General features: G+C 38.0%; 17 protein-coding genes, 2 rRNA genes and 1 pseudogene. 8 read left to right on the forward strand and 12 right to left on the reverse strand.

All coding sequences use genetic code 11. From position 1 onward, the window contains the following. Positions 1-52: 52 nt before the first annotated feature. From OEM44_01655 to OEM44_01675, 5 genes and pseudogenes are all read right to left on the reverse strand, one after another. Positions 53-487, reverse strand: coding sequence for a universal stress protein (locus OEM44_01655; GenBank protein MDH3515508.1), 435 nt, complete (start codon positions 485-487; stop codon positions 53-55). Then, the gene (locus tag OEM44_01660) at positions 488-919 is read right to left on the reverse strand and encodes a universal stress protein (GenBank protein ID MDH3515509.1); all 432 of its coding nucleotides are present in this window, start codon (positions 917-919) and stop codon (positions 488-490) included. 374 nt (positions 920-1293) lie between these two features. After that, a pseudogene (locus OEM44_01665) lies at positions 1294-1839 on the reverse strand (hemerythrin domain-containing protein). A 182-nt stretch (positions 1840-2021) separates the two neighbouring features. Further along, positions 2022-5011 (reverse strand): 23S ribosomal RNA (locus tag OEM44_01670). 148 nt (positions 5012-5159) lie between these two features. Continuing rightward, positions 5160-6630, reverse strand: a 16S ribosomal RNA gene (locus tag OEM44_01675). The 16S and 23S rRNA genes sit together here, the layout of an rRNA operon. Positions 6631-7005: 375 nt before the next feature. Here OEM44_01675 and OEM44_01680 point away from each other — a divergent pair. After that, the gene (locus OEM44_01680; GenBank protein MDH3515510.1) at positions 7006-8307 is read left to right on the forward strand and encodes an aminotransferase class III-fold pyridoxal phosphate-dependent enzyme; all 1302 of its coding nucleotides are present in this window, start codon (positions 7006-7008) and stop codon (positions 8305-8307) included. 67 nt (positions 8308-8374) lie between these two features. Beyond that, a complete protein-coding gene (locus tag OEM44_01685; GenBank protein MDH3515511.1) occupies positions 8375-9100 on the forward strand; it encodes a hypothetical protein in 726 nt (241 codons plus the stop codon). A 3-nt stretch (positions 9101-9103) separates the two neighbouring features. Here OEM44_01685 and OEM44_01690 read toward each other — a convergent pair whose 3' ends face one another. Together OEM44_01690 and OEM44_01695 are read right to left on the reverse strand one after the other, a co-directional pair. Further along, a complete protein-coding gene (locus OEM44_01690; protein MDH3515512.1) occupies positions 9104-9460 on the reverse strand; it encodes a hypothetical protein in 357 nt (118 codons plus the stop codon). A 71-nt stretch (positions 9461-9531) separates the two neighbouring features. Then, positions 9532-9747, reverse strand: a complete 216-nt coding sequence (locus OEM44_01695) for a hypothetical protein (GenBank protein MDH3515513.1) — start codon at positions 9745-9747, stop codon at positions 9532-9534. 262 nt (positions 9748-10009) lie between these two features. On the opposite strand from OEM44_01695, the gene OEM44_01700 reads away from it, so the two are divergent. Further along, the gene (locus tag OEM44_01700) at positions 10010-10831 is read left to right on the forward strand and encodes a tetratricopeptide repeat protein (protein ID MDH3515514.1); all 822 of its coding nucleotides are present in this window, start codon (positions 10010-10012) and stop codon (positions 10829-10831) included. Positions 10832-10835: 4 nt separating this feature from the next. Here the strand turns inward: OEM44_01700 and OEM44_01705 are convergent, their stop codons facing one another. Then, on the reverse strand, positions 10836-11549 hold the full coding sequence (locus tag OEM44_01705; GenBank protein ID MDH3515515.1) for a hypothetical protein: 714 nt from the start codon (positions 11547-11549) through the stop codon (positions 10836-10838). A gap of 76 nt (positions 11550-11625) precedes the next feature. On the opposite strand from OEM44_01705, the gene OEM44_01710 reads away from it, so the two are divergent. From OEM44_01710 to OEM44_01725, 4 genes are read left to right on the forward strand one after another with little or no spacing between them, the layout of a single operon-like run. After that, complete coding sequence (locus OEM44_01710; protein MDH3515516.1) at positions 11626-11991, forward strand: SHOCT domain-containing protein; 366 nt, start codon at positions 11626-11628, stop codon at positions 11989-11991. Between the two features lies 1 nt (position 11992). Continuing rightward, positions 11993-12448, forward strand: coding sequence for a cupin domain-containing protein (locus OEM44_01715; GenBank protein ID MDH3515517.1), 456 nt, complete (start codon positions 11993-11995; stop codon positions 12446-12448). Between the two features lie 5 nt (positions 12449-12453). Beyond that, positions 12454-12816, forward strand: a complete 363-nt coding sequence (locus tag OEM44_01720; GenBank protein MDH3515518.1) for a cupin domain-containing protein — start codon at positions 12454-12456, stop codon at positions 12814-12816. Between the two features lie 60 nt (positions 12817-12876). Then, the gene (locus OEM44_01725) at positions 12877-13554 is read left to right on the forward strand and encodes a DnaJ domain-containing protein (GenBank protein ID MDH3515519.1); all 678 of its coding nucleotides are present in this window, start codon (positions 12877-12879) and stop codon (positions 13552-13554) included. Here the strand turns inward: OEM44_01725 and OEM44_01730 are convergent. From OEM44_01730 to OEM44_01740, 3 genes are read right to left on the reverse strand one after another with little or no spacing between them, the layout of a single operon-like run. After that, a complete protein-coding gene (locus tag OEM44_01730) occupies positions 13551-13958 on the reverse strand; it encodes an HIT family protein (GenBank protein MDH3515520.1) in 408 nt (135 codons plus the stop codon). The genes OEM44_01725 and OEM44_01730 overlap by 4 nt on opposite strands. A gap of 37 nt (positions 13959-13995) precedes the next feature. Next, positions 13996-14274 carry a hypothetical protein gene (locus tag OEM44_01735; GenBank protein MDH3515521.1) on the reverse strand — a complete coding sequence of 93 codons (279 nt, stop codon included), beginning with the start codon at positions 14272-14274 and terminating at the stop codon, positions 13996-13998. 1 nt (position 14275) lies between these two features. After that, positions 14276-14443, reverse strand: a complete 168-nt coding sequence (locus OEM44_01740) for a hypothetical protein (GenBank protein ID MDH3515522.1) — start codon at positions 14441-14443, stop codon at positions 14276-14278. Positions 14444-14498: 55 nt separating this feature from the next. On the opposite strand from OEM44_01740, the gene OEM44_01745 reads away from it, so the two are divergent. Continuing rightward, positions 14499-15638, forward strand: a complete 1140-nt coding sequence (locus OEM44_01745; protein ID MDH3515523.1) for a 3-hydroxyacyl-CoA dehydrogenase — start codon at positions 14499-14501, stop codon at positions 15636-15638. Here the strand turns inward: OEM44_01745 and OEM44_01750 are convergent. Continuing rightward, complete coding sequence (locus OEM44_01750; protein MDH3515524.1) at positions 15628-16137, reverse strand: TIGR00725 family protein; 510 nt, start codon at positions 16135-16137, stop codon at positions 15628-15630. The genes OEM44_01745 and OEM44_01750 overlap by 11 nt on opposite strands. Positions 16138-16191: the final 54 nt, after the last annotated feature.

Below are 16191 nucleotides of genomic sequence, written 5' to 3' on the forward strand. Positions count from 1 at the left end.
TAGAATTTTTAGAACAACCTATCGGTACTAGGATTTTTTTAATCATGTTTAATTATTTAATAATTAATACCGGACATTTTGCTTTTTGCATAACCCCATTACTCACACTGCCAAGCAATATTTTGTCAAAACTTCCTCTACCTGAAGAACCCAAGATCACAAGATCAATTTTTTTAGATTTTGTAAATGATATTATTGATTTTACAGTGTTTTTAGATTCTATGATTTTAAAGTCCACTAATACTGAATTCTTTTTTGCAATATCGTCTAATTTTGAGAAAAGTTCTTCTGTTATTTTTTTTGCTTTTTTCATAATGTCTTTGTTGATTCGTTTGTCAATATACCACCCACCCAAGTTTCCAAGGTCTAGACAACTGAGAACTTTGATGTAAGAATTATGCTGCTTTGCTAATTCTACAGCTTTATTGAAGGCTCGAAGTGAAGCAACAGATCCATCGTATGGAACTAAGATATTGTTAAAAGCCATTTATTTTACCACCATTACTGAACATTTTGCTTGATGTGCAACACCGTATGCAACACTTCCTAAGATTAATTTATTCAAACCTGTTCTGCCATGTGAGCCAATTACTATAAGATCTGATTTTTTTGAAATTGCAAGACTGATTATCTCTTTAATAATGGAGGTTCCTTGTTTGATTTTTACAGATATTGGAACATCGAGATTTTTTGCAGTTTGCTCAAGTTTGTAAATATATTTTTTAGCAGTATTTTGTTGTTTTTTGATTATTTGTGGATTGATTTTAGAAAAACCCCTTATCGCAGAATATTCGCCCTCTATGACCGTAAATACAGTAATTTTGGAATCATCTTTTTTTGCAATATCTAATGCTTTTCTAAATGCCCTATTGGAGAAATTTGTTCCATCATATGGTACTAGAATATTTTTAAAAACCAACTAGTCTACTTTGTTACTTTGAATTTAAAAAGGGTTATCTAATTTCCAAAAATGAATGTCATAAATTGAGATAAATTGTAATGCTGAATAATTTACCTTATGTGTTTTTTTATGAAAAACAACTAGACAAGATATTTGAAAATCAATAAAACAATTAATGACACATGTGAGAAGAATTACAGTAATTTATCTAGAGTATCTCTGGTTGTAATATTCAATCAATTAACTCTCTAGTTTAATTCCAAATGTAACAATCATTTTCAAATTTACTTGCAAAATTTGACGTAATGAGACACTTTTGAGTGTCAAGAATAATAGTCCACCATTCAAGTTTGTCAGATAGTTGCTAGTTTTAGAAAATAATGAATTTCTCATTATTTGATAAGATACCAATCCCTGGATTCCAGCCAATCAATCTCTGCAATCATCTCATCGATTTTTTTTACTATTGCAAATACTGACTTGTATTCTGCATACATGTCTTCCTCCTCTTCTTTTGTCAATACATCGCCTCTGCATCATCAAAAAACTTGTTCTCTTTGTGCAGATGATCTTTTAGAAATACCCCATATGCGTTGAGATATCGTGAAACAGTCTCTCGTTCATCAGATCCGTCTTTCCATAGTTTCAGATGTTGAGATATTTGTCGTGCAACATTTCTGCCAAACTCGTGCTCTATGAGAGACTTGTGAATCTCTTCTTTTAGTGATTCATGGCTTGCAACGCATTGAAAATAGGAATCCTCTTCTCTGGAATGATGGATGGTGTCTACAAATTCAGATATTATTATTGTAATTTTTGTCAGATCAGAAAACGATATTTCTGTACCTTTTTTCAGTTCCTCTGAACACTTGAATGTTATTTTTTTCTAGTCTCTTTACATGATCATGATCAACACGTAGTTGGTTTGGTGCACTCATTTTCATATTCTCCAGTTATTTTGATGTAAAAGATAGGATCATACCTGCTAGTAATCATCTACAGAATTGATCCTAGCTTACGCTAGGTCTGATTTTAAAATAAAATCATCGTACAAGTCGTGTATATATTCCACTAGATGAATTAAAAATGATTCATCGTGCATAGTCTCTATGTAAGTGGCTGAACTGATGTGTTGGTCTATTAGTAAAGGCTGGCTCACCACTCGCCGAAGCTTGTGATCTACACCACCTTCCTATCAACGCAGTATTCTGCTGCCGACCTTCATCTTACGAAAGAATAACTTGTCTCGGGATAGGATTCGTGCTTAGATGCTTTCAGCACTTAGCCTAAACGGCTTAGCTGCCCGGCCTGCCTTATCAGACAACCGGTAAACCAGTGGCCACGCTGCTCTGTTCCTCTCGTACTCGGAGCAACTTCCCCTCAGTTATTCGCGCTTCCATCAGGCAGAGACCGACCTGTCTCACGACGGTCTAAACCCAGCTCATGTTCCCTTTTAATAGGCGAGCAGCCTCACCCTTGGCCCCTGCTGCAGGACCAGGATAGGAAAAGCCGACATCGAGGTACCAAACCGCGGGGTCGATAGGAGCTCTCGCCCGCGACGAGCCTGTTATCCCTGGGGTAATTTTTCTGTCACCTCCGGGCCCCAATAGTGGGCACACGAAGGATCGCTAAGCCAGACTTTCGTCTATGAATTCCGTGCGTTTGGAAATCCATTCAGTCGAGTTTTTGGCTTTGCCCTCTTCAACGGATTTCTGCCCCGTTTGAACTCAACTTTGGGCCCCTTTGATATCTTTTCAAAGGGGTGCCGCCCCAGCCGAACTGCCCACCTGCACGTGTCTCCGGTCTTCACTGGATAAGTGGTACTGCAAAAAGAGTCTGGTGTTACATCGTTGCTTCTTAACATCCCAGGGAATGTTAAGCATGGCTCCCAGATACCCTGTGCAATTCTTACTATACCACAAGCACAAGCTGCAGTAAAACTCCACGGGGTCTTCTCTCCCCGATGGAAGTTGATGGACTGTTCGTCCACCTTATGTGGCTTCACCGGGTTGTAGGCGGGGACAGTGGGGCTCTCGTTGTTCCATTCATGCGCGTCGGAACTTACCCGACAAGGCATTTGGCTACCTTAAGAGAGTCAGAGTTACTCCCGGCGTTAACCGGCCCTTAGCTCGGTTGAACCCAAGTTTTAGGTACCGGCACCGGCCAGGATTCAGCGACTATACAAATCCTTTCGGACTAGCAGTCGCCTGTGTTTTTATTAAACAGTCGAAACCCCCTTGTCATTGCAACCTGCGATCCCCATTCCTCATGAAGATTGCAGGCATCCCTTATACCTAAGCTACAGGACTAATTTGCCGAATTCCCTCGCCATACGGTATACCCGTAGCACCTTAGCTTACTAAGCCAGCGCACCTGTGTCGGTTCTGGGTACGAGCTTGCATCTTACTAACTACACGGTCTTTCATGGTCTCCTGGATTCAAGAAAACTTCGCTAACGCGAAGCCATTCCTACCTTGGGATAGTTCTCGTCATTACGACACTCCCCATCCCTCGAATAGTTAGATACAACGATAGTTGTACAACCCCTATCCGGAAGCGAACCATATAGATCAAACGCTTGATGCAAGGTACTAGAATATTAACTAGTTTCCCATTCGGTGTACTCTGTTGAGGCACATCTTAGGATCGACTACCTCCAGGCTGATAACGCATTGCCTGGAAACCCTTGCGCTTTCGGTGGTATAGATTCTCACTATACTATGCTGTTACTGCCGCCAAGATCTGCAATAGAAATCGGTCCACAGGATGTTACCACCCTGCTTCGACCCAATCACTACGCCAACCTACCACGAATCATCCATTGATGATTATCTAAAGTATCGGTACTTTGCTTTAGCCCCGTCCGTTTTTGAGGCATCCTCCCTCGGCAGGTAAGTTGTTACACACTTTTTAAAGGATAGCTGCTTCTGAGCTTACCTCCCTGCTGTCTTGGCGAGAACACGCTCTTTAGCTTGACACTTAGCAAAAATTTGGGGACCTTAACTTCAGTCTGGGTTAAACCCCTTTCGGTCATGAGCCTTACGCCACATGAACCCGTGTCCTTGCTTCTACGATGTATATCCGTTCGGAGTTTGAATGAAAGGTGAGGGATTTCTCCCCCGCGCCTCTCTATCAGTGCTCTACCGGAAACACTATCTCCACAAAGCACGCCCTGCGAGACGCTTCGGTTGGAACTAGCGAGCGCCAGTCTAGATTGGTTTTTGACCCCTATTCCCAAGTCACAACAACGATTTGCACGTCAGAACGTCTTAAGACCTCCAGCGGGCTTTCGCCCGCCTTCATCTAGCTCAGGAATAGATCGACTGGCTTCTAGCCTAGCCGCCATGACTCTACGCACTTTCACACGCTTCTCCTCACAATGCTGCGAGAACTCGGTTTCCCTTCGCCTCCACCTTTACAGGTTTAAGCTTGCCATGACGGTTAGCTCCTTGGCCCGTGTTTCGAGACGGAACGCGTGACACTGATGACTTGAACATCAAATCTTCAACTCTATTGCTAGAATCTCCAATCTGAAAAAATCACCTTCCATGCCACGCACGTCTGTAAGCAATAGGTTTCATGCACTTTTCGCCCCCCTTCCGGGGTACTTTTCAGCTTTCCCTCACGGTACTAGTCCACTATCGGTCTTGAGAGATATTTAGCCTCGGATGCTACTTTCACCCATATTCATTGCCCACTACCAAGGACAACTACTCGGGTATGAATAGGACTCTTCCCACTTCGCCTAAGGGGGTATCACCCTCTACGCCAGAACTTTTCAGATCATTTCAGCTGTGTTCCAAGATTCCATATTATCATACCAAAACACCACATCTCCCGAAGGATTCAGTTTGGGCTCTTTCCTTTTCGATCGCCTCTACTTGGGAAATCTCAATTGATTTCTTTTCCACGTGGTACTAAGATGCTTCAATTCCCACGGTTCGACTTCCAATACTAGTGTACTGGAATACACAAATGTGTAAGATTCTCATTCGGACATCTCGGGATCATAGGATGCGTGCGCCTACCCCGAGCTTATCGCAGCTTGCCACGTCCTTCATCTCTCCTCAAGCCTAGCAATCCACCTATTGGCGTCTTTACACCAGTAAATTCAGCCACATATTACACGACTATGCACGACGATCATTGCAAACCCCCGGTAAGAGGTCCACTACATCCTTCATACATCACTTTTGTGATGCATTGCATCGATGATTTAATGTGAAGATTATGTACACCCGTACACTTTCCATGTCTAAGGAGGTGATCCGACCGCAGGTTCCCCTACGGTCACCTTGTTACGACTTTTCCCTTGTCACGAACCTCAAGTTCGATAACGCCAATTAGACGTCACCTCGCTAAAAGCTCACTTCAATGAAACGACGGGCGGTGTGTGCAAGGAGCAGGGACGTATTCACCGCGCGATAATGACACGCAGTTACTAGGGATTCCATATTCGTGAGGGCGAGTTGCAGCCCTCAGTCATAACTGTGGTAACGTTTGAGGATTACCTCATCCTTTCGGATTCGAAACCAATTGTCGTTACCATTGCAGCCCGCGTGTGGCCCCAGAGTTTCGGGGCATACTGACCTGCCGTGGCCCCTTCCTTCCTCCGCATTAACTGCGGCGGTCCCGCTAATTCGCCCCACTACTCCTGAGAGTAATGGTGGCAACTAGAGGCAGGGATCTCGCTCGTTACCTGACTTAACAGGACATCTCACGGCACGAGCTGGCGACGGCCATGCACCACCTCTCAGCTTGTCTGGTAAAGTCTTCAGCTTGACCTTCATTCTGCTGTCTCTCCGGGTAAGATTTCTGGCGTTGACTCCAATTGAACCGCAGGCTTCACCCCTTGTGGTGCTCCCCCGCCAATTCCTTTAAGTTTCATACTTGCGTACGTACTTCCCAGGCGGCAAACTTAACGGCTTCCCTGCAGCACTGCATTGGCCACAAGCCAATGCATCACTGAGTTTGCATAGTTTACAGCTGGGACTACCCGGGTATCTAATCCGGTTTGCTCCCCCAGCTTTCATCCCTCACCGTCGGACGTGTTCTGGTAGACCGCCTTCGCCACAGGTGGTCATCAATAGATCAAAGGATTTTACCCCTTCCTACCGAGTACCGTCTACCTCTCCCACTCCCTAGCTCTGCAGTATTCCCGGCAGCCTGTATGTTGAGCATACAGATTTAACCGAAAACTTACAGAGCCGGCTACGGATGCTTTAGGCCCAATAATCATCCTGACCACTTGAGGTGCTGGTTTTACCGCGGCGGCTGACACCAGAACTTGCCCACCCCTTATTCGTTAGTGTTTCTAGGACTGACAAAAGGTTCGTTTAGCACAAACCACTCGGATTAACCTTGTCGTGCTTTCGCACATTGCAAAGTTTTCTCGCCTGCTGCGCCCCATAGGGCCTGGGTCCGTGTCTCAGTACCCATCTCCGGGCTACTCCTCTCAGAGCCCGTACCTGTAATAGTCTTGGTGGGCCATTACCTCACCAACAAACTGATAGGCCGCAGTCCCATCCTACGGCGATAAATCATTTGGAACATAAACCATTCCAGATATAATGTTCTATCGGGCATTATTCTCAGTTTCCCGAGGTTATTCCCGTCCATAGGGCAGGTTGACTACGCGTTACTGAGCCGTATGCCTTGTATTGCTACAATGACTCGCATGGCTTAGTATCAATCCGATAGCAGTCAGGTCCGGCAGGATCAACCGGATTCTGTTTTATAATTTTGATTATTGAAGTACATTTGTACTTTATTGGAATTGACGGATGCACATAATCTTCACATTTCAGATATTGATCTTTCAATCAAATCCTCATTCTTGTATGCGTAACTGGAGGCCCATGAATCACAAAGTGGCATATTACCATACATCATCAAGGGCGCCGCCTATTGCGTTACGTATGCAGAAGGTGAAGTATGCGGAATCCATATAAACCATGCGTGAAATTATGCCTGATCGGATGAAAAATTGAAAAAAATTCATATTTTATTTTTGTTCGATTCCATCATAGGGAGGTTTATTCATAAAAAAAGGACAATTGAGGTCATTTTTTGAGGGTTAAAATGACAGGAATTATGATGATAGTTTGATCTTGGATTACGTAAAAGAGTACAAGAAAAAAACTCAGAAATCAGCCAGTATGTTTTCAAAGTCTTCAAAATTCCATGTAAACGGTGTTTCTCATAACATAAGATATTATACACCATATCCATTTGTCGTAAAATCATCTGCTAAAAAAAATCTTGTTGACGTAGATGGTAACAAGTATACAGATTACTGGATGGGTCACTGGAGCCTGATTCTAGGACATGCCCCAACAAAGATCAAAGAGTCGTTGAGAAAGCAGATAGAGAAAGGGTGGATGTATGGAACAGTAAACGAGCAAACCATATTACTTTCTGAGTTAATTTCAAAGGCAGTTCCAGTAGCTGAAAAGATTCGCTATGTAACATCAGGAACTGAAGCTACAATGTATTCAGTCAGATTAGCGCGTTCTGTAACAGGTAAAAAGATTATTGCCAAAATAGATGGGGGATGGCATGGATATACTTCAGACTTGCTAAAATCAGTAAACTGGCCGTTTACAGAATCAGAAAGTAGTGGAGTTGTAAATGAAGAAAAAATTGTTTCAATTCCATATAATGATTTAGAAAAATCACTTGAAATTTTAAAAAAACATTCTAATTACTTGGCAGGGGTCATAATTGAACCAGTGTTAGGTGGTGGTGGGTGCATTCCAGCTGAACCGGATTATTTGAAAGGTATTGAAGAGTTTTGCAAGAAAAACAATTCATTATTTATCCTAGATGAGATTGTTACTGGATTTAGATTTAGATATGGCTGCCTATATCCAACCATGAAATTGGATCCTGATATTGTTACATTGGGTAAAATTGTAGGGGGCGGAATGGCAATCGGCGTAATGTGCGGTAAAAAAGAGATAATGGAATTTGCAGATACAACGGGAAAGAAAAAGTCAGAGCGAAGTTATGTTGGCGGGGGAACATTTTCAGCAAATCCAATCTCAATGACATCAGGGTTTGCAACACTGAATGTTTTAAAAAATGGAAAATCAATCTATTCAAAAATTAATGGCTTGGGAGATTATGCAAGAAAGGAGTTATCCAAAGTATTTGATGGAGATGTGATTGTTACAGGCAGAGGATCCTTGTTTATGACCCATTTTGTTAAAAATGGAATTAGTCAGATTAGAAATTCAACAGATGTCGCACAATGCGATACTGAAAAATTGCAAAAATATCATTTTAACATGATCAGTAAAAATGGGATATTCTTTTTACCTGGAAAACTAGGAGCAATATCAAATGCTCATTTAAAAGAAGACATCAAAAAAATGATCACAGTATCAGATAAATTGAAATTATAACTTACAAGTCTAATAAATGAATCATGTTCTTCAATATGCTTAAGTTGATAAGGGATTTCAAAAAATTATGAAAAAATTTGCAATTATTGGAATAGTTTTTCTTGTAATAGTTATGACTATTTTAGCATTATTTGTATTTTCATACACACAACTTGGAGTCAGCCTTAACAACGTCGAATTTCAAAGTATAGATTGGGAACCAATTAGTTGGGAAACACTGCTCAGGATTGGGCTCAACACGCCATCAGGCAATTGGTTCGATGCAGCATTTGGTTTGATCCAAGGAATTAATCTGAATTTAGTAATTGGACTAAGCAATAAAGGATTACTTCCAGTATACATACCAGATTTGAATTACGATGTCTTGATCAACAATGTTCAGATAGGAAACGGAGTCAGCAAAATCAATATCATGGTCAATCCAGGTGAAACAAAAGAGATCATATCATTTCAAAATATTCAGAAAAACAGTATGATGCCGGCTGCAATATCAATAATCAATGCAGAAGGAGTAATGAATATCAAAATAAAAGGGACGGCGTATTTTCAATTATTTGGATGGAAAATACCAGTGCCATTTGATTCACAAAAACAGATCTCAATTTATGACGAGGTTCAAAACAAAATAAACGCAGAAATTCAGAAAAATATTTCACAGCAAGCTCTTGGTACTATCACGTGCGGGGATGGGACACATGTTGAAAATAACAAATGCGTTCCAGATAGCATAGTAGAAGGAGTTGCAAGCATTTTTGATGAAATAAAAAAGAAAATAGATGACTTGTTAAAATAGAGATTAGATATTACTTTGAAAGGTTTGTTGTCTCCATAGAATTAATCGATTAAAGACATCAAGGTAATTTCCAGATTTGGTTGTTATATGAGCATGGCCAGATAGATTACCAAAATAACCTTCAAAAATCATTGTGCATTCATTTTTAAAAAAAGGAATAGAGATTCCAATTTTTTTAAGAGAGGTAAATTCAATGTTTTGAATAGTTATTTTCTTTTCTTTAACTATAATATGTTTTTTTTCTGGGTTTTTGTTAATAGTATCATCAAGAGTTTCTTTTGTAAAAGAGTCCCATAGAGGAGTATCATGAGGCCATCTGTGAACAAATACTTTATCTGCAAGATATTTTATTTCAGCCATAATCAAAATCAGTACTAAATCAAATTAAACATATCCTTAAAGATCCAAGCAGTTGATCAAGGAATTCTAGATCACAGTTTCAAGTTGCCAGAGACCAGGCTATTTTTTACAATTACAAACAGTTTCTCGACTGTGCATTTCCTTAATGAGAGAGGCAAGGAATCAATTTCAAAGGTCTCTAGTTTGGTAATCTTTTTTCTGACTATCATTTTTACAAGACCAGGCACTTCATCGCTAAATTTCTCACTGATATAATTGAGGATTTCATCAACATCATTTTGTTTCATGATTAGCAGTCAAGGAAATAAGATAATAATCTTAAGAAGAAATCATATAAAACCAACCATCAAAGGATTGGAAAAAGTAAAAAGGTAAAACGATCATAGACAATCATGTAAAAGAAAAAAGAAAAAAAAGAAGTATATGCAACTGATGATCCCACAAAGACATCAGCAAAAGAACAAGAGGACCTGGCAAAAGAAGCCATCAAAAAATTCAAATCACTTGGATAAGCCAAACTTTCATTAACAATATTATATTTTAGGATTTATGGGCTTGTTTGGTTCAAAGGATAACTTAGATGATTTAATGTATAATGCAATGTCACTAATGGAGAAGAATCAGCCAAAAGGTGCAATCGCATTATTTAATAAAATTCTAAAACAAGAGCCTGAAGATACTTCAGCGTTATTTAACAAAGGATTGGCACTAAATCAAATCAAAAAATACAGTGATGCAATAACATGCTTTGACAAGCTATTAGAGATGAATCCAAAAGACGCTCAAGCATTTAACAATAAAGGAATCGCATCTGCAGAGATGGGAAACATTCAAGGTGCTGCAGAATGTTATGATAAAGCAATCCAAGCAGACCCAAAACATGCCGCATCGTATTTCAACAAAGGTGTTTTACTTGACAAGCTACAAGAGCATGATGAAGCAATACAAATTTTAGACAAGGCAATAGCGTTAGAGCCAAGAAAGCCAAACGCATTATTCTACAAAGGCATTATTTTAGGCAAAATAAAAAGACACGAAGAGGCATTGAATTGCTTTGAGAATGTTCATAAAAACAATCCAAGTCATATGGATGCATTTTTTCACAAAGGAATTGAATTAGCAGAGATGTGCAAGCATGAGAAGGCAATTGAGGTTTTTGACAAGATTTTATCAAAACACAAAGATAATGTAAACATAATTTATGCAAAATCAAGAAGTCATGCAGCGCTTGGAAATTATTTGGAATCACTTGAATTGCTAAAGCAAGCAATCTCTAAGAACTCAAAGGTCATTAGAACATGGGCAAAAGAAGAGCCAATTTTCAAAAAATTAAGCAATAACGAGCAATTCAGAAAACTTTTGAAAATGTAAACAATTAGAGGATTTTTTTTCTCACAGCATCTATCCGTAGTATTTTGACTTTCTTTTTAACATCAGATAATCGTGCCTCAAAAATAGGAAGGTACACCTCAATAATATCATGTAGCATGAATTCATCTTTAAGATCCCTGACATTTTCTTCCAAGGGCTTTTTTAGATGTATTTTCAGATTCTCAATTGCAGATTCATATGAGAATTCAGGTTTTTTAACATTATCTTGATTTTCTTCTAAAATTTTATCAGGATAGTTTTCAATATTCTTTGAGTCAATTTTGAAAGGAAGTTCTATTTCTAAGCCATGATGATCAAATGTCAGTTCATCTTCTCCTTCTACAAAGACATGTTCTTCCAAACTTAGATCAATTTTGTTTTTTCCACGTTTCCCAACAAATGTTTTTTCAAGACCAGACTTTGATCGAACTGGAAAAAATCCATCCCCTAAAACAATTTCATGTACATTTGAATCAACATCGATCGTATGAACTGCTTTTCTAAAGTAATTAGCGTTGTATTTGCCAGATATTATCAACGAGCCTTCGTAGAACAATTTTAGAGAATCGATGTGGATGTCCTCTTTTTTGGGTCTTGAAAGAAGAGATTTGAAAGGATCAGTTTTCTTTTGTTCAACCATTTCCATCGCCTCAGATTCTTCAATAAATTTTTTTATCACAATTGTTTTTACATCATAGGTATTAGTTACCAAACCCATTTTGACTACGTAATTCTGGGTATTAAATCAATTCCAGTAGGAAAGAAATAATAGAATTAAAAAAATAGTAAGTATCATGGCAAAAACAAAGAAAGGTGGATACATTGACAGATTTCTCAAAAAAGCTGACAAAGCTATAGATGAAGGAATTAAAAGAGCAGACGAGGTATTATACGATGCAGTGGAATTTGGAGAGATGGCTGCAAGTCAAGCAAAAAAAACAAGTGAAGAGTTAAGAAAAAAAGCAATTAAAGAGAAAGAGATAATTAAAGAGAAAGGAGTGAAAAAAATTAATGAAGGAATGACCACTGCAAGGATGATATCAGGAAAAGCTGATGAAGATTTGGCAACATTGGAAAAACTAGGAAAATTAAGAAAGATGGGGGTTTTAACAGAAAAAGAGTTCCAAGAAAAGAAAAAGAAGATTTTATCGAGGATTTAAAATGAATAAATCAAATATTCACGGTACCAATGATAGAAGAAAAATAAATCCAGATTGGTTTACAAATAAAACATGGATGAAAGTTATCTCAGAGAAAATAAAGTCAAAAGATCAAGATATCTATCATGTTCATTTTGAAAAAGGCTCCAGAACAAAACTTCATTTCCATGATGGGAATCAAGTATTAATTGCAACAAAAGGCCAAGGAAGTCTTGAAATTTTTAAAAGATACGGGACAAGTAAAACTAATTTCAAAATTAAAAAGACAGGGGCAATCAAACTTGGCGAAGGGGATGTCGTGTACATTCCAGCAAGAACACTTCACACACATGGATCAACAGACAAAAAGAAGGAATTTGCACACATTGCAATAAACATCCTTTCCAAGAAAAACATACCATACAAGACAACATGGTATGAGTCAGATTTTAAAACAAATGTTTCTAAAATTATTTAAACAAAATGTTTGTACAAAAAGAATCTGAAATAAAATCAATCCAAGGTAATGAAGGAACGCAAATAAAACAATATTTTCATCCACATAACACGTCAAATGGGATCAATTACAGTTTAGCACAATTTACACTAGAACCTGGAAAAAGGTCTAAACTTCATGAGATTAGTTCATCTGAGATTTACTACATATTAGAAGGAAAGGGAGATTTAAAGATCGATGGCCAGACACATCATATTGAAAAAAATGATTCTGTTTATGTCCCTCCAAACTCTAAACAAGTTATTGAAAACTCGGGTTCGATAGATTTGAAATTTCTATGCATTGTAGAGCCTGAATGGAAACCAGAAGATGAGATCATATTAGAATAGTTAAGGTTTAGTGCAAAAAAAAGGCAATTATTTTTAAGAAATGACAGATGGATACTTGTATTGAATACATATCAAGCATTGAGAGTTTTGAATGTAAGGGCGGATTCATCCCAAGAAGAAATCAAGGCAGCATATAGAAAGATGGTGCTAGAATTACATCCAGATAAAAATAAAGATAAAAAAGAAGATACCGAATTTAAGAAAATCACAGAAGCATATAATTATCTAAAACAAAATAATACCGAGAAAAAAGATACAGCTTATCAAAATTATAGAAAAAACAGTCCTACAAAAACAAACTTTAAACCAAAACCACAGTGGGGGGCTCCAAAAGATGAGAGAATCCCAGAACAAGACTGGAGTAAATATACTAAAGAATTTGAAGAAGGAGATCCTGACTTTTGGAAAGAATATGAAAGAAAGTTTTGGGAAGAATATAATGCACGTGTACGTCCTGATGGTAAAAATGGGGAGTATGAAAAAGCAGAAGAACCTAAAAAACAACCAAACCTGTTTGTAAATGTAGATGAAAGTCGCTGTATTGGATGTTGTAGTTGTGAGATTATTGCACCAGATGTATTTGAGATAAACAAAGAGAGCACATCAAACCCAAAATCTTCAGTAATTAATCAAAAAGGCGCAGGAGTAAATAAAATTATGAATGCCGCAGAAACATGTCCTACAAAAGCAATCATTGTGGAAAATATAGACACTAATGAAAGAATGTATCCATATTAAATTTTTAATTTATCATAAAGATCATTAATTTCAGATTCAGACAATTTTATTGTAGATTTAAACATATTATGAATTGCACCAGCAGAATCATTTTTACTTCGTGGAACTAGATGTACATGAACATGTGGAACTTCTTGACCTGCATCTATCCCATTATGTATAGCAACCAAGGTAGAACCAGTAATTGAATCCACTTTAGAAATCATCAAATGAACAAGGGAGAACAGATCTATATTTTCCTTAACAGACATGTCTTGAATTTTTTGATGATGATTTTTTGGAATTACAAGCACGTGTCCCTTTGCAAGTGGAAATGCATCTAAAAAGCAAATAGAGTTAGGAGTTTCTTTGAGGAAAATAGTTGGGATTTCTCCTGAAACAATTTTGCAAAAAATACAATTCATAACAACTCATCAGATTTTTAAAATATTAAATCATCGCTTATGGAGAGACAACAGTGGCCCATGCAAGTCCTTTTCCATACTTAACGGTCACAACATCGCCTGGATTATGCATACAGTTTTCTATAATTTTTGGGATGCTATCTTTAGTTTCGACATAGCATGTACTGTCATCATTGGAGAGAATTATCACTTCTTCAAACAGGTCCTCTCGAATCAGATTCCAAAATGGAAAAACAATAGTAGAAAGCACAATACCGGCAGTCAGAAAAGCGCCCAGAAAAACAATGCTGGTTTTTTGACTTGAGCTAAGCTGCATTTTACCAAGTGCCACCGTCACCTGCATTAGGATCCAATTTCTTTGCAGGAACGTTTCCATGCGCCTTTTTCATATGTTTTTTCAAACGATCAGGATCATGTAATTCAGTACCACATACATCACATTTTGTTTGTATGTCATTTTCTTTTTTACGTTTAAACAAGCCCATAAAATAATAAAAATTTGAAATACATTATAAAGGATACCCGGTTTCAAAAAAATAGATGACAGTGAAAAACATCACAGTTTTGGGTTCTGGTGTCATGGGGCATGGAATTGCTCAAGTTTCAGCAACCGCCGGATATAATGTGGTATTACGAGATATCGAACAGGAATTTTTGGATAAAGCGATGGAGAAAATCAAATGGAGTTTAGACAAACTAGTTTCTAAAGAAAAAATATCAAAAGAGGAAGGTGAGACAATTTTTTCAAGAATCACACCTATTGTGGATTTGAAAGAAGCGGTGAAAAATACCGAGCTTGTAATCGAAGTGGTTCCAGAGATAATGGAGTTAAAGAAAAAAGTTTACGCGGAACTAGACAAAGTTGCAGCCCCAGAAGTAATCTTTGCATCAAACACAAGTACGCTTCCAATTACTGAAATAGCAAATACAACATCACGTCCAGAAAAATTTATAGGAATACATTTCTTCAATCCGCCGCAACTAATGAAATTAGTTGAAGTCATTCCAGGTGAAAAGACATCAAAGAAAGTTACGGAAATGACATTAGAGTACGTAAAATCAGTAAACAAGCAGGCAGTGGTTTGTAGAAAAGACGTTCCGGGATTCATAATTAACAGACTATTCATACCGATGGTTCATGAAGCTTGTTTTGTAAAAGATAGAACAGGTGCAACTTTGGAAGAGATTGATTCTGCTGTGAAGTTTAAACTAGGATTCCCGATGGGAATTTTTGAGTTAGCAGATTTCACAGGAATGGATGTAATTCACAAGGCAACTGTAGAGATGCATTTACGAGATAAGAAAGTGATCAACCCACATCCACTTGTAGAGAAAATGTTTGAAGCAAAAAAACTAGGTCAAAAATCAGGGGAAGGGTATTACAAATATTCTGACGAAAAATATGAAAGGGTTGTACTCTCAAAAGAGTTAGCAGAGAAATGCAATCCAATACAACTTGTTGCAAATATCCTAAATAATGCAGCATGGCTTATTACAAACGGTGCTAGTGATATTGAAGAAATTGAAAAAGCTGCACAATTGGGTTTGGGTTTAAAGAAACCATTGTTTGAAACTGCAAAAGAGATTGGAATCAAAAACATAGTTGCGGAATTAAACAAACTTGCTGCAGAACATGGGGAGTTTTACCGTCCAGATCCATTACTTTTATCTATGCACTAATTAGTTCTAAAATTTTCCTTACAGCTTCTTGAGCAGTGTCAACTCCGATAATTTTAACATTTTTTCTATGATCTAAATACCCATCAATATACTGCATAACAGATCCATTTAGATTTCGAATTGCCACCATTGGTTTTTTATTCATATATGCAGCACATGTTTCAGACAAAGTTCCAGATCCACCACCCACAATAATTACGCCATCTGCACTTAGTGCATTCAAAAAATCACGAGTCAATCCCATTCCAGTAGGAATAACAACATCACAAAATTCATTGGCTTCAGAAGCATCAGACTGCGGAATAATACCCACTGTCAAACCACCTGCATCTTTTGCACCATGAGAAGAAGCAGTCATCACCCCACCCAATCCACCGGTAATTAAGACAGAATCAGATTTTGCAATTTCAACTCCAACATCATATGCAATTTTTTCATGCTCTGAGGTACAACCATTTGTATTATGACCTATAACTAAGATTTGTCGTCTTTTTACCACAATCAAGATAAAATAAAGGGTTTGAAATATTTTGTCAAGAGAAAAAGATATTAG

The sequence above is a fragment of the Nitrosopumilus sp. genome, assembly GCA_029862745.1.
In the GTDB taxonomy this organism is placed as follows: Archaea; Thermoproteota; Nitrososphaeria; order Nitrososphaerales; family Nitrosopumilaceae; genus Nitrosopumilus.

Bases quoted from the DNA above. Each gene is read 5' to 3' on its own strand.
- OEM44_01655 (MDH3515508.1), bottom strand. From the start codon at position 487: ATGGCTTTTAACAATATCTTAGTTCCATACGATGGATCTGTTGCTTCA.
- OEM44_01685 (MDH3515511.1), top strand. From the start codon at position 8,375: ATGAAAAAATTTGCAATTATTGGAATAGTTTTTCTTGTAATAGTTATG.
- OEM44_01690 (MDH3515512.1), bottom strand. From the start codon at position 9,460: ATGGCTGAAATAAAATATCTTGCAGATAAAGTATTTGTTCACAGATGG.
- OEM44_01695 (MDH3515513.1), bottom strand. From the start codon at position 9,747: ATGAAACAAAATGATGTTGATGAAATCCTCAATTATATCAGTGAGAAA.
- OEM44_01700 (MDH3515514.1), top strand. From the start codon at position 10,010: ATGGGCTTGTTTGGTTCAAAGGATAACTTAGATGATTTAATGTATAAT.
- OEM44_01705 (MDH3515515.1), bottom strand. From the start codon at position 11,549: ATGGGTTTGGTAACTAATACCTATGATGTAAAAACAATTGTGATAAAA.
- OEM44_01710 (MDH3515516.1), top strand. From the start codon at position 11,626: ATGGCAAAAACAAAGAAAGGTGGATACATTGACAGATTTCTCAAAAAA.
- OEM44_01715 (MDH3515517.1), top strand. From the start codon at position 11,993: ATGAATAAATCAAATATTCACGGTACCAATGATAGAAGAAAAATAAAT.
- OEM44_01720 (MDH3515518.1), top strand. From the start codon at position 12,454: ATGTTTGTACAAAAAGAATCTGAAATAAAATCAATCCAAGGTAATGAA.
- OEM44_01730 (MDH3515520.1), bottom strand. From the start codon at position 13,958: ATGAATTGTATTTTTTGCAAAATTGTTTCAGGAGAAATCCCAACTATT.
- OEM44_01735 (MDH3515521.1), bottom strand. From the start codon at position 14,274: ATGCAGCTTAGCTCAAGTCAAAAAACCAGCATTGTTTTTCTGGGCGCT.
- OEM44_01740 (MDH3515522.1), bottom strand. From the start codon at position 14,443: ATGGGCTTGTTTAAACGTAAAAAAGAAAATGACATACAAACAAAATGT.
- OEM44_01745 (MDH3515523.1), top strand. From the start codon at position 14,499: ATGACAGTGAAAAACATCACAGTTTTGGGTTCTGGTGTCATGGGGCAT.